This is a genomic window from Halorientalis sp. (genome assembly GCF_028275115.1).
In the GTDB taxonomy this organism is placed as follows: Archaea; Halobacteriota; Halobacteria; order Halobacteriales; family Haloarculaceae; genus Halorientalis.
This window is the reverse complement of sequence record NZ_JAQCNH010000015.1, coordinates 1-15,894: the sequence shown is the minus strand read 5'-3', so window position 1 is coordinate 15,894 and position 15,894 is coordinate 1. Positions and strand designations below refer to the sequence as shown.

The window sequence follows — 15,894 nt, the reverse complement described above, 5'->3', positions numbered from 1 at the left end:
AGCGTTGTCCTAGAACACAACAATGGAAGCTAATTGCGGCCAAAATGATAACGGAACCTGATATATGGGGCAGTTTATTTAACATCCGGGCCGTTCTCGACCGAACGCTCGTTTACAATCGACAGTATAGCACTAGTGGTCGTCTCGGAGTTTGTATTTTTGGATTTTCCCGCTGGTCGTCCGAGGGAGGCTGTCGACGAACTCGACGTGGCGTGGGTGCTTGTACTCGGCCAGTTCGTCGAGTGCGAACTGCTTGACCTCGTCGGCGGTCACGTCGTTGCCGGGTTCGATTTCGGGGCGAGGGACGACGTGCGCCACGGGAATTTCGTTTCTCCGCTCGTCGTCGATTCCGACGACTGCGGCCTCTGCGAGGGCGTCGTGCTCCGTGAGCAGTTCCTCGACCTCGCTGGGGTAGACGTTGTAGCCGGCGGTGACGATGACGTGTTTTTTTCGATCGACGATCTCGTAGTAGTTGTCCGGGTCGCGACGGGCAACGTCGCCGGTCCTGAAGAATCCGTGTTCGGTGAACGCCGACTCGGTCGCCTCGGGGAGGTCGTGGTAGCCGGGCATGACCTGTGGGCCGCGCACGAGGAGTTCCCCCTCCTCGCCGGGCATCACCTCCTCGCCCTCGGCGTCGACGATCTTCGAGTCGGTCATCTGGAGAGGCTGACCGACGGTCCCCTCTCGGTGGCCGAAGGCGGTTTGATTCTCCGTGTGGGTCGCGCCACAGGTTTCCGTCAGGCCGTACCCTTCGGTGATGTCGACGCTGGCGGTCTCCTCGAACTCCCGCTGGACGGCGACAGCCATCTTCGCGCCCCCCTCGGCGGCGACTTCCAGACTCGACAGGTCGTGGTCGCCGAAGGTCTCGTCGTTGACCATGTCGACGTACATCGTCGTGACGCCCACGAAGTGGCTAATGTCGAGTGCTTCGATGGTCGCCATGGCGTCCGCAGCGTCCCACCGCATCGCGCTCCGGAGGTGGAGCGACCCGCCGTACAGCAGCGGCTGCCAGCCGCAGTGAATGAACCCCGTGATGTGGTACATCGGCAACCAGATCAGGCTCTTGAGCTCCGCCGGCGTCAGCGGGGCGTTCTCGTCGTCGTCGACCAGCATGTCGACGCCCTGTGCACGGACGTTCCGGTGTGTCAACTGGACGCCTTTTGGCTGACCCGTCGTCCCGCTGGTGTAGGGCTGGAGCGCCACCTCGTCGCTGTCGCGCTCGACGTGTGTCGGGTCGCCCGACACGTCGTCGACGTGATGGTCGTCGTCGGGCACCTGCTCCCGGTCACCCGCGGTGATGACTACCGGGTCGACCGCGGTCTCTTCGAGCGCGTCGTCGACGGTACCACGGAGCCACCAGTGTGTGACGATGGCTTCGGCGTCGGTGTCCTCGAGCTGGTGGACCATCTCCCGGGGTTTGTACTGGGGATTCATGAACGAGACGGGCGCTCCAGCCTTCAGTCCCCCAAGCGACGCCACGACGTAGGTCGGCCCGTTTGGCAGGTAGAGGACGATTCGGTCGCCGGGCTCCACGCCGAGGTCGTGGAGGCCGCCGGCGAAAGCTGCCGACCGGTCACGCAACTCGACGTGCGTCATCGACTCGCCGTCCGCCTCGATAGCGGTGAGCGCGCCGTCTACCGCCGCCGTCCGGTCGTGCAGTTCGGCCGCGTTCCCCTCCAGGGGGTCGTCTCCAAGATTCCGCAGGTCCATGCCATCTGATACCATTCAACATTATTAATAACTACCGTCGTTCGTTTACGGAATCTGATAGTGACGGGGACCGTGAATCAGCCCCGGAGAGCTTCGACGGGGCGTTCGTTGGCGGCCCGCCAGGCCGGGTACGCGCCCGCGACGAGGCTGGTCCCGATTCCGAACACGACCGCGCCGACCAGATAGAGGAGCGACTCGGAGGTGAACGCGAGAGGGTCTCCGAGGAAGATGGCGTTCGCAGCTAGCACGACCAGCAGGGCCAGTACGATGCCGATTCCAGCGCCGATGGCCCCAAGCAGTGCGGCTTCCACCAGCAGAATCCGCAGAATGTCGGCCTTCGAGTACCCGACCGCGCGGAGGACGCCGATCTCCTCGCGCCGTTTGGTCACCGACATCAACATCGTGTTGGCGATCGAGACGCCGGCGACCAGTAGCGACAGCGACCCGAGGCCTGCCAGGAAGACGTTGATTCCGTTGACGATGGATTTGAACAGGCGAACGAGCGACGTAAGCTCGAAGACAATCAGCGTGTCTTTCCGGCCGTTGAACTCCTCGCGCAACGCCCTGGCGGCGGCCTCGGCTTCACCGACCGACTGGGTCGTGATGCGGACCTGACTGTACTGCCGGTCCCCGGTCGCTTCGATGGGCAGGTACACCTCGTCGGCCCCGAACGCCTGCGTCTCGGCCAGCACGGCCGTCACGCGATACGGGCTGAACACCGCGTCCTCCCCCTCGTCGGGCTCCGGCGCGAGCATAATCCGGTCACCGGGTTCGATACCGTGCCGCAGCGCGAACTCGTTGGAGACGACCGCGCTGCGCCGCCAGTTCTTCGGAATCTCCCCGGCCGCGACCTCGTAGAGCCTGCGTGGATCGTCGAGGTACGTCGCCGAGACGTCGCGCTGCTGTTCAAATCGGATCCGGTACTCCATCGAGCGCGACTCCGTGGCGACGATGGTGGCCCCACCCACCGTCTCGTCGATCTGCATCAGGTCGGTCCGGTCGAAATGTCGCTCCTCCCTGTCGAGGCCTGGCGAGACGTAGACGTTCGTCGCACCCTGCTCCTGAACCCGGTCGAGTTGGCTCTGCTTGAACGCGGCGCCGCCGGCCCCGATGGCCCCGATGGCGACGACCCCGATCATGATCGCCGCTGCCGCTAGTAACGACCGCGTGCGCGCTCGGGAGACGTTCCGGCGGGCGATGACTATCGACGGGAACCGACCCGTGATCGCCCGGAGCCAGCTCATCGTCGTCCCTCCATACCGTCCGACATCAGTCCAACGCCTCCACGGGCCGTTTGTTGGCCGCCTTCCACGCCGGGTACAGACCCGCGACCAGCGCGGTCACGACGCCGAAGGCGACCCCGAGTCCGACGTACTGAATCCCCACGGCGGTAAACGCCAGCGGGTCGCCGAGCAGTAGCTGATTCACCGCCATACCGATTCCCACCGCGATGGGCGCGCCGACGACTGCACCGACCACGCCGAGAATCGTAGACTCGGCGACGAGGAGGCTGACCACTGCCCGCTTCGGGTAGCCGTATGCACGGAGTACACCGATTTCGCTCTCGCGCTCGATGGCCGACATCAGCATCGTGTTAGCGATGGTGACCGCGGCCACGAGCAGCGAAATCGCACCGACGCCGATCAGGAACTGGTTGACCGTGCTGAAAAACTCGGTGAACTGCTCGCGTTGCTCCTGGACCTGCTCGACTCTGACGACCTGCTCGCGGGCGTTGAACTCCTGTTCGATGGCCTGTGATGCGCCATCGATAGACCCTGTTCTCGTGTCGACACGGACGATGACCTGCTCGTAGCCGCCGCTCTCGAACTGCGAGGTCGGGACGAACACCGTCCGGTCGGCACCCAGCGGGGCGCTGAACCCCTGCGGTCGCAGGACCGCCGCGATTTCGAAGTTCCTGTCGAACTCGTCGCTGACGTTCACCCGAAGCCTGTCACCCGGTTCGAGATCGTTCTGGTCGGCGATCCGCGAGCCGATCACGACCGTCTGTCGCCAGTTGTCCGGAATCGTTCCGTTCCGTGTCTCGTAAAACTCGCCTGGGTTCGCGAGTCCATTTATCTGTGCCCGGAACAGGAGCGTCCCGGACTGGGTCTGAACGAGCGCGTCGGTCGGCTCGTGGACGGACAACACCGTCGCGCTACCAGCGGCCTGTCTGATGCGGTCGACGTCACCGTCCGAGAGTTCGGTGTTGGTGAGATTGCCCTCCTCGATGTACGAGGCGGGCTCGACGGTCGCCGTCCCGCCGAACCCCTCGTAGGCTTCGAGCTGGTCCTGCTTGAACGCCTCGCCGCCCATGCCGATCGCACCGATGGCCACGACACCGATGACGACGGCCGTGACGGCGAGTGCCGAGCGGAGAGTCGCACGCGAGAGGTTTCGTCGAGCCAGCGCCAGCGTCGGAAACCGGCCGACGAGCCAGCGGATCGGGTTCACGTATCGGGACCCTCCTCGAAGTTCGCTCGGCGGTCTTCGGTCTCCCGAACCCGGCCGTCGATGAGAGTCACGACGCGGTCGGCGGCCTCGGCCACGTAGTCGTCGTGGGTCACGGTGACGACGGCGACGTTCTCGTCGGTGCGTAGTTCGTCGAACAGTTCGAGAATCCGGTCGCCGGTGTCCCGGTCGAGGTTTCCAGTCGGCTCGTCGGCCAGCAGAATATCCGGGTCGTTTATCAACGACCGCGCGATGGCGACACGCTGTTTCTGTCCACCCGACAACTCGTCGGGGTAGTGGTCGAGCCGGTCACCCAACCCGACGCGTTCGAGCAGTTGTGTCGCCCGCTCGCGGGTCTGCGTGGGCGTTCGGTCGAGCATCCGTGGCATCTCGACGTTTTCCAGCGCCGTGAGCGTCGGGATCAGGTAGAAACTCTGGAAGACGAATCCGATGGTCTCCTTTCGTTTGCGGGTCTGCTCCCGATCGGTGAACGTCGACACGTCCTCGCCGCGTAGGCGCACGTCGCCACTCGTCGCCACGTCCAGCAGGCCGAGCAGATTCAACAGCGTCGATTTCCCGCTCCCAGAAGGACCGACGACCGCGACGAAGTCGGCGGGCGCGATGCCGAAGTCGACGCCTTTCAGCGCCCGGACCGTCTGTCCGCCCGTCTCGTACTCTTTGACCACGTCGGTCCCGCGGATAATCTCGTCCGTCGGGACGGTCCCGCCGGTCACGTCGGCGGTGACACCGTCGTCTCCCGGTGCAGGTGCCACAGCGATCACCCCCGCCGGCGGTAGATTACGCCTGCCGCGATCAGAGCCACGACCACGAGGATGGGCACGATGGGAAGGCCGCCCTGCTGAGGCGGGCGGTCCGGCGTCGCGCTCTGTGTGACCGGAATCTCGGTCGTATAGTTGCGGCGAACGCCGTCGACCACGTAGCTCACTTCGATCGGGACCGTCGAGACGTTCCCCGTGACCGGTGGCGTGATGGTGAACGAGGAGAAGTCGCTCGCGTCGACCGACCCGACGAAGTACTTCTCGCGGCCGACGGTCTCGCTTTCGGCTGTCGAGACGATAATCGACTCCACCTCGTCCGAGCCGACGTTGCTCGCGGTGGCGGTAATCTCGACCGTCCCGCCCTGTGTGATTGCTTCGACACCGGTGAGTTCGACGGCGCCGGGGTTCGGCGGTGCCTCGAACGCAGCCTGGAACCGGTCCGTAACCTGCTTACGGGTGCCGTCGTCGGTGTAATTGAGTGTCACCGTCACCGGGTAGGACCCGCTCTCGGCCACGCGGGCCGGAAATCGGAAGTCGGTCGTCTCGCCGGCCTGGAGCCCCGAGGTGACCCGCTCGGTGGCGGTGAACGTCGCGACCGGGGAGTCGACGGACAGTTCGACCTGGCTCAACTCGCCGTCGAGTCCGTTTGCCACGGTGACGTTCACCGGTCGGGTCGTATCGGGCAGTCCGTCGGCCACCGAGAGAGCCAGTTGCGGCCCGTCGAGGGCCGCCGAACCGGCTTCGACGCCGAGTCGAGCCGTCCGTTTGAGTTCCAGGGTCTGTCCCATCGCGTTCGTGTACTCCAGAGTCGCGGTGGCAGTGCCCGTCTCACCGTCCTGAACCGACCCGGTGAAGGTAAACGTCCGCTTGGTTCCGGACTCGAGTCTCGCGTCGAGGCGCTCGGAATCGGTGATCTGCACGTTCTGCCCGTCGACTGTGAGGTCGAGGTTCCGGATGGCTTCGCGCTGACCGTTCGAGACGTTGACCGCGATTTCGCGGTTGTTGCCGACCGACCCCGCCACGTCGACGCTCATCTTCGGACCGCTCTCCGAAACGACGACGGTCACCGGGTAGTTGAACCGAATCAGCTCCTCGTCGTCCGTCTCCACGACCACGGCCAACTGGAGTTTCTTGACCCCGGCTTCCTCGAACGTCGCCGTCAGCGGCGCATTCACCGACCCCCCGGGAGTCACCGTCCCGAGAGACTGTATCTGTCCGTACCGTTTGAACTCGTTACGACTCTCCAGTCGGACCGTCCGGATCTCGGCGCTCTCGGAACTGGCCGCCGCGTTCGAGATCTCGGCGCTGATCTCGGTCAGATCTCCGGGCGCTGGCTGTGAGGGCGTGACTCGCACGTCACTGAGCGAAATCTGGGGGCCGGACGACTGAGTGCTGTTCGTCGCCGTCGCGACTGCGAGCGATGACCCAGCCGCAGACGCGACCAGCAACACCGCGAGCAGCGTCACTGCCACCGCCGACAGCGGTCGTTCTACGCTGGGTCTCATATCTGCGACCTCCGAGTGGAACTGTAGCCGGGGACCATTGTTTCACATCCCGCTATGTCGTAGCTTTACATTAGAAGCTTTTTTCTCGACTTCACAGACAGAAACACTGTCAGTGACCGGCCGAACCGTGACGCCATCCGTATCTGCAGATTTATTAACACTGAGCTTGAACCCGGAATTGTTGATTAACAATGGTAACTGAAACGGAGGCAGGCCGATGAGGAAGCAGTTCGCAGTTGAGGGACAGACGGCCATCGTCACGGGTGCGTCGCAGGGGATTGGCCAGTCCATCGCAGAGCGGTTCGCAGACGACGGTGCCGACGTGGTCATCTGCTCGCGCGAGCAAGAGAAAGTCGACGCGGTGGCCGAGGGTATCAACGCCGCGGACGGCGGCGAGTGTCTCGCAATCGAGTGTGACGTGACCGAGCGCGACGCGGTCGACGCGCTGGTCGAGGCGACCGTCGAGGAGTTCGGCGGCGTAGACATCCTCGTCAACAACGCCGGGGCCTCCTTCATGGCCAACTTCGAGGGCATCAGCGAGAACGGCTGGAAGACCATCGTGGACATCAACCTCCACGGGACCTATCACTGCACACAGGCCGCGGGCGAAGTCATGCGCGAAGGCGACGGGGGGACCATCGTCAATTTCGCCAGCGTCGCCGGGCAGGACGGTGCCCCGTTCATGAGCCACTACGCCGCTGCAAAGGCCGCCGTGGTCAACCTGACAAAGACACTCTCTTTCGAGTGGTCCGACGACGGTGTCCGCGTCAACTGCATCGCACCCGGTTTCGTCGCCACACCCGGCGTCGAGAGCCAGATGGGGGTCACCGCGGACGAGATCGACCGGTCCGACACCGACCGCCGGATCGGTCTCAGCGCGGAGATCGCCGACATCACGCAGTTCCTGGCCAGCGACGCCTCCTCGTATATTACGGGGCAGACGATCACGGCCAAGGGCGTCCCGGACATCATGGAAGACCCGGACCTCTAACCGACCCTCAATTGCTTTTTCGGGGCGACGAGAGTCGTCCCCGGTGCCGGTCCGACGGGCGCGGCGGCAACTTATTTGCCCACCCCGGCCGGTGAAACGGTATGGTGCGTGACGTATTCCTGCCGGTCGCGGCACAGCCCAGCGTGGACACGCTCGTCGAACAGGCACAGACCGCAGAAAGCCTGGGATACGACCGCGCGTGGCTCCCCGAGACGTGGGGCCGGGACGCGGTGACCACACTCACGAGCATCGCCCACGGAACCGACGAAATCGGTATCGGCACGTCGATCATGCCGATTTACTCCCGGTCGGCCACGCTCATCGGCCAGACCGCCGCCACCCTACAGGAGGTCTCGGACGGCCGCTTCCGGCTCGGCCTCGGCCCCTCCGGCCCCATCGTCATCGAGAATTGGCACGGCAAAGAGTTCGACAATCCGCTGAAATACACCCGCGAGACCGTCGATGTGGTCAAGCAGGTCCTCTCGGGCGAGCGGGTCAGCTACGACGGCGAGTACTACGACCTCGACGGGTTCCGTCTGCGCTGTGACCCACCCGCCGAGACGCCGCAGATCGACGCCGCCGGAATGGGCCCCAAGTCCGTCGAACTCGCTGGCCGCTTCGCCGACGGCTGGCACGCCCTGATGCTCACGAAAAACGGCCTCCGGGACCGACTGAACGATTTCGACCACGGTGCCGACCTGGGTGATCAAAACCGGACCGACCAGGAAGTCACGGTCTCGCTGACCTGCTGTGTCGACGAGGACCGCGAACGTGCACGGGAGCTCGTCAAATCCCACCTCTGCTTCTACATCGGCGGTATGGGCACGTTCTACCGGGACGCGCTGGCCCGCCAGGGCTACGAGGACTTGGCCAACGAGATTCACGACAACTGGGACGACGGCGACCGCGAACGAATCGTCGCGGAGTTCCCGGAAGACCTGCTCGACGAACTCGCCGTCGCCGGGACGCCAGCGGAGTGTCGCGACCGTATCGACGAGTTCGAGGCCATCGACGGCGTGACCTCCGCGTCCGTCTCTTTCCCCCGCGCGGCCGAGCAGGCGGACATCCAGCGAACCATTGAAACACTCGCACCGGAGAGTTGATACGAACGGCGTCTCCGGTCAAGCGGACCGTCACGGGCACGAAGCCATCGACTACCCCTTCCGTTATTGATTCCAAACACCGTATCGGTGAATTATCCACTGGTAGAGGCTGTTTAACACGGAACAACGTTAACACAGACAGAGTTCAATTTTACACTTCTATTATGAAAGGCTATAAGTACAGTAAATGTTAATTGGGTTGCTATGCGTGGAAGCTCGGTACGAGACAGCGTCGACAGGCGGTCGTTCATGAAGCGTTCGCTCGGCACAGCAGGGCTCGTCGGTGCGGCCGGTCTCGCCGGCTGTTTCGGTGACGAGGGCAGTGCCAGCAGTGAGGCACCAGGTGCCGACGGCGAGATGGTCATGACGACCTCGACCCAGGACACGTCGGCCTACACGATGAGTACGGTCCTCGCCAACGTCGTGAGCCAGAACGACGATACGGTGAGCGTACAGGCCCAGCCTAGCGAGGGGACCAACGCCAACATCGGCCGACTCAGCCAGGACCAGTCCGACATCGTCTACATACAGAACTGGACGGCGAGCAAGATCGCAAACAGCGAGGACCCGTTCGGGGACCTCGATTACACCCCGTATCAGGCGTTTCACCTGTACGACCTGGCGTGGTTCCTCTGTTCGTCCAACGACGGCTGGACGAGTATCGAAGACATCGGCTCGGGCGACCGAGTCTCGCCGACGCCCAGTGGCTCGGGAACCGCGGAGATGCTCGAGTACGCACTGAGTTTCTCCACGGAGGAGTACGAGCGCATCAGTATCGGCTACGGCGAGCAGGGCAGCGCGATGAGCGAGGGTCGCCTCGACGCCGGGGCCGGAACCTTCGTCAACCTCGCCGTCGAGCCCAGTTGGCTCCAGCAGATGAAAAGCACAACCGACCTCCGCCTGCTTCAGTTCCCGGAGAACGTCACGTCCGAACTCGAAGAAGACCCCTCGGTCGTCATGACCGCAGTCGACACGGACCAGTTCGACGGGTACGCCTACGCGCCCGACACGCTCGACACGCCGGCGCTGGCGTACAACTTCGTCACCCGGGACGACTTCGACTACGATACGCTCTACACGTTCCTGGAGACGCTGTGGAACCAGCGCGACGGCCTCGGCGACGAGAACGCCCTGCTCTCGACGATGGAAGAAGGGTCGTTCTGGATGGAGAACGGTTACGACACCCTGCCGTTCCATCCCGCCGCTGCCGACTTCTACAAGGAGCAGGGCGTCTGGAACGACGACTACGAAATCGGCGAACAGTAACGACCGAGACCCGACGCTGCTGTAACCGCTCTCTACATTCACGATGACCGATACCACATCCGAAACCGGCAGTTGGTCGCCGCGCGATGACCTCGATGCCTTCCGCGAGCGGGGAATCGTCGAACAACTACTGCTCACGGTTATCACACTCCTCGGCGCCGGCCTGACCGCCGCGACGCTGTACTTCGCCTGGGAGCGTCCCCTCGTCCGTGCGAAGTTCGCCATCGGCTTTTTTGGCGCCGGACTGGCGCTGTACTACCTTTCGCGGGCGCTCGCGGTTGCCGAAAGTTCGACCGACCGAAGCACTGCGACGAAGATGACACGCTGGTTGTCCGACCGTCCCTACCGGCTCGTCAGGGTCGCCGATGGGATACTCTGCGCCGCCCTCGCGCTGGTCGCCACCGCGGCGAGTTACCACGTCTTCACGAACTACGCGCGTCTGGACGGTCCAGCCCTCATTTCGGGATTCCAGCCGCTAGACCTGTACGTCGGACTCGCGATCGTCGTCCTGACGATCGACGCCACCCGGCGGGCCTACGGCTGGTCAATCGCGCTCGTCGCCGTCGGCTCCGTGTTGTACGCGTTCTTCGGAAACCTGTTGCCCGGCTTCCTCCAGCACCCTGGGTTCTCGCTCGAAGGCATCGCCACCTACGGCGCGGTCCGACTCACCGGCGCGTTCGGCTTCATCATGGAGATCGGCGCGACGTGGGTCGCCATCTTCATTATGTTCGCCGGACTCGCCCGCGAGTTCGGCGCGCTCGACGTCATCCTGGGTCTCGGGCAGAAACTCGGTGAGAACTTACGGAGCGGCGTCGTCCACGTCGCCGTCCTCTCCAGCATGGCGATGGGGTCGATTACCGGGAGCGCCGCGGCCAACGCCGCGACCACCGGCTCGTTCACTATCCCGATGATGAAAGACCAGGGCGTCCGGAAGGACTACGCGGCCGCCATCGAGAGCGTCGCCTCCTCGGGCGGCCAGATCATGCCTCCCGTCATGGGTGTCGCCGCGTTCCTGATGGCCGACATTCTGGGCGTCGCTTACGTCCGTGTCATCCAGGCCGCCATCATCCCGGCGCTGTTGTTTTATTTCTCGGTCGGCATCGCAGTCCAGTTTGCGATCCTGCGGTACGGCTGGACGACCGAGAACACGGACGGACCCGGCATCTGGGCACAGGCGTTCAGCCGTGGATCGGTGCTGAAGACAGCGTACGCGCTGCTCGTCGTGGGCACGTTCTACGCGGCCAGATTCGTCGGCGGTCTCGGTCTCTCTCAGTCGGCCGCGGCCGCCATCGTCGCGCTCCTCGTCGCCCGCCTGCTCAAGGCCGTCGCCATGCAGGGGCGGGACGGTACCAGCGCGGTTGAGGACTTCGCCGGCTCCGTCAACCGCTTCTTCGACGGCGCGCACTTCGCCATCCCGATGGCCGTGCTCGTCTACACGCTGGTCGTCATGCAACTCTCCCCGATGGCCGCGGGCCTGTACACGTCCCTGACGATGATCGGGACGATGGTGCTGGGCAATCCCATCGCGGCGTTGGCCCGCAACCTCGGCGGTCTCGCCGACCCCAGTGAGTCCGCCGACGGGGCCGCCTCGGGCGTCGCCGTCGGAACCGCTGTCGAACGGACGGCGTACACGCTCGTCGAGACCGTCTACACCACGCTCAAGGGCTTCCGTCGCGGCGCGATGGACATGGCCCCGCTGGTGGGCGTCCTCGCCGCGATGGGGGTCATCATCAGCATGCTCACCCAGACCGGGCTGACCGCCGAGATCAGCGTCCGGATGGTCGCGCTCGGTGGCGGTGTGCTGCTGGTCGTCCTCATCCTGGCGATGATCACCAGCATCCTCTTTGGCCTCGGGATGCCGACGCCCGCGGCGTACATCCTCGTGGCGACGCTGCTCGTGAGTCCGCTGGTGCAACTTGGCGTCACGAGGATTACGGCCCACCTGTTCGTGTTTTACTTCGCGATGCTGTCGGCGATCACGCCGCCGGTCGCGGTCGGCGTCGCGGTCGGCTCCCGAATCGCAAACAGCGGATTCATGATCTCGGCCAAACAGGCGCTGCGAATCGGCGCGGCCGGCTTCCTGATTCCGTTCGCGCTGGTGGTAAACGACAGCCTCGTCAACTGGTCGCTGACCGGGACGCCCGTGTCGGCGTTCTGCGTGTTCGTCGGCGTCATCGCACTCACCGCAGTCACAATCGGCTTCGACGGTCGACACGTCCTCGGCCTCCCACACCGCGCGGTCTACCTCCTGCTCGCCCTGCCCGCGATGTACGCGCCGGCACTGAACGTGTACGTCGGGAGCGGCCCGACGATGCTGCTCCAGCTCACCGGGGCCACCGTCGCGCTGGCGGGACTACTGCTCACACAACTCGACCGACTGCCGACCGCTGTCACGCCCGCCCCCAGAGCGCGGGACCGCTGACGGCGGCGTTTTTTCGAACCTATCGGCACTACGGCGGTCGAGAAGCACCGGACCGCCACCGACGCGACCTGTGTCGGGGTCCCGGTCGTTCGCGGGACCACAGTCGCATCGGACAGTTGCAGCGGGCCGTGGCGGGCTGCCCTGTCCGAACCCGATGAGACCGTTTGTTTCGAGGTCGTCACCCGCGACGACGAGACCGTGACTGAGAGGACCTGTGCCCCAGTGAAGAACGGTGACGGGGACAGCCGTGGCGGCTTCCTGGACCGACTCGCCGGCAGCGGATAGGCCACAGCCACTCGGCCGAACTCGAAGTCACAGTTTTTCCTTGGGCTGCTGGAAGCCGTTGGCAGCAGCTGAATCCTGGAGGTTAACTATTTTACGGGTGCCCGCCGGAGAGACAGTATCTCTATGCCAGAGTATACCGGTTCGGATCTGTTCGTCGACGCGCTGGAGCAGTACGGCGTCGAACACGTCTTCGGCAACCCCGGCACGACGGAGTTGGCGATACTGGACGCGATCAGCCGAAGCGACCTCGAATACGTGCTGGGCCTCCACGAAGACATCGCGGTCGGGATGGCATCGGGCTACGCCAGCACGCGCCGGTATCACGCCCATCACGACCAGAGTGTGATGCCCGCGGGCGTAGTCAACCTTCATATCACGCCCGGCCTGGCCCACGGTGTCGGAAACACCTACGCCGCACAGTTCGCGGGCACGCCGCTGGTCATCACCGCCGGCAATCACGAACGGGACTTCCGTCACGAGGAGCCCCTCCTCTACGGCGACCTGGAGGCGATGGTCGACCAGTTCACCAAGTGGTCCGACGAGGTGCTGGACGTGACGGCGCTGCCGACGATGCTCCGGCGGGCGTTCCGTGTCGCCCTCACCCCGCCGACGGGGCCGGTGTTCCTCGGCCTCCCGCAGGACGTGATGCTGTCCGAGACCGACCCGGACGCTATCGAGCCGCTGGGTCCGATTCCGAACGCCGGTCCGGGCGACGCCGGCCAGGTCGAACGAGCGGCCGACCTGCTCGCCGAGGCCGACGACCCCGTTCTGATACTGGGCGATCACGTCGCCCGCTCGGGGGCCGATGCCGTGGACGCGGCCGTCGACTTCGCCGAGGCCGCCGGGGCGCGGGTCCACGCCGAAATCCTCGCCTGTGAGGTGAACTTTCCCGGCGAGCACCCACAGTGGGTCTCACACATCCCGCCGAACGAGGGAATCGCGAGCATGCTCATGGACACCGACACGCTCGTGTTCGTCGGCACGTCCACCCATACGACCCTGCTGAACCACGAGAACGCGCTGGTCGACACCGACACCACCTGTATCTCTATCTCCGACGACGCGTACGAGGTCGGAAAGAACCACTCGACACAGGCCGCCGTCGTCGGCGACCCTGGTCTGGTGATGGAACAGTTGGCCGACCGCCTCGAGGACCGGCTCGACGACGAGGAACGGCAGCGCCGGATCGATAGCGTCGAGACGACGAAACAGGCCCTCTCCAGTACGATCCAGTCGATGAGCGAGGACGAGACCCCAGAAGGCGAGACACGTGCCTCCAAAGCCGAACTCGTGGACGCGCTCGAGGCGAGCGCACCGGACGCCTACGTCGTTGACGAGGGCGTGACCTCGAAGTACCCACTCCTGATCCGCTGGGAGATGGAGGCCGAACAGATGATCTCGAACAAGGGTGGCGGACTCGGCTACGGCCTTCCGGCCGCCGTGGGAGCGGCGGTGGCCGAGTCGATGACCGAGGACCCTCGCGACGTGGTGGGCTACATCGGCGACGGCTCGTACCTGTACTACCCACAGTCGATATACACCGCGGTCCGCCACGACCTCGACCTCACAGTGGTCATTCCGGACAACCGCAACTACCGCATCCTGAAAGACAACACCATCTCCATGTTCGGCGGCACAGACGAGGACTACGACTACGTCGGGATGGACTTCGAGCCGCCGGTCGACCTCGTCAAGAACGCAGAGAGCCACGGGGCGCGAGGCCAACGCGTCGAGACGCCCGACGAGATCGAAGCTGCCGTCGCAGCGGCGCTCGAACGTGAGGGAACGGACGTGCTCGACGTCCTCGTCCACGACTGAGCTGCGTCGACTGCCGGTCCGGGACCGGGTGTCCGGTCGATAACTATTTTTTTCCGGGCACCGAGTACCCCTCGCACGTGCAGAACCCGCTGGTACGGCTGACCCGACACGAGTACAGTCGACGTCTGTACGACCAGTTGAACAACCTCGGGATCAGGTTCGCCAAACTCGACCAGTACGTCCGTGACCTGTCGACCGCGCCGGACCCCGAACTGCTCGATAGAGTCGACATCGACTGCCGCCGCGCTGGGGAACTCGACCGCTCCGAAGCCGACGCGTTCGTCGAACCGGCACCCACCGACCGGGTCGTCACCGGCCACGTCGAGGGTGACCTCGTGGGGTATCTCTTTCTGAGTCACAATCGCCCGGTCTACGTCGAGGCACTGAACTCCGAACACCTGTTCGACGGCGCGTACGTCTGGCGGGTGTTCGTCGACCCCGACTCCCGGGATCGAGGCATCGCCACTGCGCTGGTCGGCCGGGCACTCCGTGAGGCGGCGAGACGGGGAGCAGACCGCGTGACCGCTCTCGTCGCGGTCGACAACGTCCCGTCGAAACGTGTCTTTGCCGCGAACGGGTTCGAACCTGAAAAACGCGTTAGCTACTACGACCTGTTCGGGTTCGAGCGACGGCAGACGACGATGCTGTAGAGCCGAACGGACACTCGTATAGATACTCTGGCGTCTATATATGTCTCACAGTCAGATTTATACGTTCCTTGGCAGTTCGACTCACGTACGGGAAGTGGTCCATGACCGACGTCAAAACTCACGTCCGGACCGCAGTACGAAACGTCAGACGAGAGGTCGACCGGCGGAAACCACCGGAGGACGAAGAGCACATGCTGCTCAGCCTCGGGGTCGCCGACTACATCAGTCTCGTGGCGCTGTTTTTCGGCTGGACGGCGACGCTGCTGGTGTTGACCGGTGAGCCGAACTGGGCGCTGCTCGCCATGCTGGTTGGGTTCGGCTTCGACAAACTCGACGGGTTCTACGCGAGGGAGTACGCCGAACCGACGGCGATGGGCCGGCACATCGACGCGTTCATCGACGTGTTCACGTATCTGATTCCGGCCGTCGCTATCTATCACGTCGTCATGGCGCCACACGTCTTTCTCAGCGTCGTCGTTGGTTTCGCCGTCCTCGCGTTCGGCCTCCTCCGGTTGGTGCGTTTCGCCAGCCAGGGGCTGGGCGCCGAGGACGGGACGAGTTACTATCGGGGTATCACCGTCGTCCACGTCAACGTACTGGTGGTCGTCAACTACGTTCTCGCCACCGTCACCCGGTGGACCGGTTGGCTGGCCGCCGTGACCATCCTGCTCGCCGCACCGCTGATGGTCTCGAACTACCGGAGCTACAAGACCGTCGGCAGCCACACCGTCGCGGGCCTACTCGCGCTCGTGGTGGTCGGGGTCGCGATTGTTCTGGAGTTCGGTCTCTGAGCGCATGCGAACGGTCAGTATCGACCCGCACGTCCACTCTACGGGGTCGTTCGACGCGACCGCTTCCGTCCCGGACCCGCTCACCGCGGCCTCGGACGCGGGTCTCGACGTGATAGTCGTCACCGA

Annotated in this window: 12 protein-coding genes; 7 read left to right on the top strand and 5 right to left on the bottom strand. The window is 64.5% G+C overall.

The window, feature by feature from the left end; genetic code table 11:
* Nucleotides 1-132: 132 nt before the first annotated feature.
* From Q0964_RS01635 to Q0964_RS01615, 5 genes are all read right to left on the bottom strand, one after another.
* On the bottom strand, nucleotides 133-1,710 hold the full coding sequence (locus Q0964_RS01635; RefSeq protein ID WP_299262759.1) for a class I adenylate-forming enzyme family protein: 1,578 nt from the start codon (nucleotides 1,708-1,710) through the stop codon (nucleotides 133-135).
* A gap of 77 nt (nucleotides 1,711-1,787) precedes the next feature.
* A complete protein-coding gene (locus Q0964_RS01630; RefSeq protein ID WP_299262758.1) occupies nucleotides 1,788-2,954 on the bottom strand; it encodes an ABC transporter permease in 1,167 nt (388 codons plus the stop codon).
* Between the two features lie 25 nt (nucleotides 2,955-2,979).
* Entirely contained in the window at nucleotides 2,980-4,161 is a 1,182-nt protein-coding gene (locus tag Q0964_RS01625) for an ABC transporter permease (protein WP_299262757.1), read from the bottom strand.
* On the bottom strand, nucleotides 4,158-4,892 hold the full coding sequence (locus Q0964_RS01620) for an ABC transporter ATP-binding protein (RefSeq protein ID WP_349254418.1): 735 nt from the start codon (nucleotides 4,890-4,892) through the stop codon (nucleotides 4,158-4,160). Before Q0964_RS01620 ends, Q0964_RS01625 begins: the two co-directional genes overlap by 4 nt.
* A 44-nt stretch (nucleotides 4,893-4,936) precedes the next feature.
* Nucleotides 4,937-6,442 (bottom strand): COG1361 family protein, encoded by a 1,506-nt coding sequence (locus Q0964_RS01615; protein ID WP_299262756.1) that lies wholly within the window; start codon nucleotides 6,440-6,442, stop codon nucleotides 4,937-4,939.
* Nucleotides 6,443-6,659: 217 nt separating this feature from the next.
* Here Q0964_RS01615 and Q0964_RS01610 point away from each other — a divergent pair, with 217 nt between their 5' ends.
* From Q0964_RS01610 to Q0964_RS01580, 7 genes are all read left to right on the top strand, one after another.
* Entirely contained in the window at nucleotides 6,660-7,433 is a 774-nt protein-coding gene (locus Q0964_RS01610) for an SDR family NAD(P)-dependent oxidoreductase (protein WP_299262755.1), read from the top strand.
* A gap of 101 nt (nucleotides 7,434-7,534) precedes the next feature.
* Complete coding sequence (locus Q0964_RS01605; RefSeq protein WP_299262754.1) at nucleotides 7,535-8,536, top strand: TIGR04024 family LLM class F420-dependent oxidoreductase; 1,002 nt, start codon at nucleotides 7,535-7,537, stop codon at nucleotides 8,534-8,536.
* A gap of 204 nt (nucleotides 8,537-8,740) precedes the next feature.
* Nucleotides 8,741-9,802 carry a TAXI family TRAP transporter solute-binding subunit gene (locus tag Q0964_RS01600; protein WP_299262753.1) on the top strand — a complete coding sequence of 354 codons (1,062 nt, stop codon included), beginning with the start codon at nucleotides 8,741-8,743 and terminating at the stop codon, nucleotides 9,800-9,802.
* A gap of 43 nt (nucleotides 9,803-9,845) precedes the next feature.
* Nucleotides 9,846-12,224: a TRAP transporter permease gene (locus Q0964_RS01595; RefSeq protein WP_299262752.1), complete on the top strand. Its 2,379-nt coding sequence runs from the start codon at nucleotides 9,846-9,848 to the stop codon at nucleotides 12,222-12,224.
* A 408-nt stretch (nucleotides 12,225-12,632) separates the two neighbouring features.
* Nucleotides 12,633-14,327, top strand: coding sequence for a thiamine pyrophosphate-binding protein (locus tag Q0964_RS01590; RefSeq protein WP_299262751.1), 1,695 nt, complete (start codon nucleotides 12,633-12,635; stop codon nucleotides 14,325-14,327).
* Between the two features lie 77 nt (nucleotides 14,328-14,404).
* Nucleotides 14,405-14,977 (top strand): GNAT family N-acetyltransferase, encoded by a 573-nt coding sequence (locus Q0964_RS01585; RefSeq protein WP_299262749.1) that lies wholly within the window; start codon nucleotides 14,405-14,407, stop codon nucleotides 14,975-14,977.
* Between the two features lie 101 nt (nucleotides 14,978-15,078).
* Complete coding sequence (locus tag Q0964_RS01580) at nucleotides 15,079-15,768, top strand: CDP-alcohol phosphatidyltransferase family protein (RefSeq protein ID WP_299262747.1); 690 nt, start codon at nucleotides 15,079-15,081, stop codon at nucleotides 15,766-15,768.
* Nucleotides 15,769-15,894: the final 126 nt, after the last annotated feature.

Bases quoted from the DNA above. Each gene is read 5' to 3' on its own strand.
- Q0964_RS01630 (WP_299262758.1), bottom strand. From the start codon at position 2,954: ATGAGCTGGCTCCGGGCGATCACGGGTCGGTTCCCGTCGATAGTCATC.
- Q0964_RS01605 (WP_299262754.1), top strand. From the start codon at position 7,535: ATGGTGCGTGACGTATTCCTGCCGGTCGCGGCACAGCCCAGCGTGGAC.
- Q0964_RS01615 (WP_299262756.1), bottom strand. From the start codon at position 6,442: ATGAGACCCAGCGTAGAACGACCGCTGTCGGCGGTGGCAGTGACGCTG.
- Q0964_RS01635 (WP_299262759.1), bottom strand. From the start codon at position 1,710: ATGGACCTGCGGAATCTTGGAGACGACCCCCTGGAGGGGAACGCGGCC.
- Q0964_RS01600 (WP_299262753.1), top strand. From the start codon at position 8,741: ATGCGTGGAAGCTCGGTACGAGACAGCGTCGACAGGCGGTCGTTCATG.
- Q0964_RS01595 (WP_299262752.1), top strand. From the start codon at position 9,846: ATGACCGATACCACATCCGAAACCGGCAGTTGGTCGCCGCGCGATGAC.
- Q0964_RS01580 (WP_299262747.1), top strand. From the start codon at position 15,079: ATGACCGACGTCAAAACTCACGTCCGGACCGCAGTACGAAACGTCAGA.
- Q0964_RS01590 (WP_299262751.1), top strand. From the start codon at position 12,633: ATGCCAGAGTATACCGGTTCGGATCTGTTCGTCGACGCGCTGGAGCAG.
- Q0964_RS01610 (WP_299262755.1), top strand. From the start codon at position 6,660: ATGAGGAAGCAGTTCGCAGTTGAGGGACAGACGGCCATCGTCACGGGT.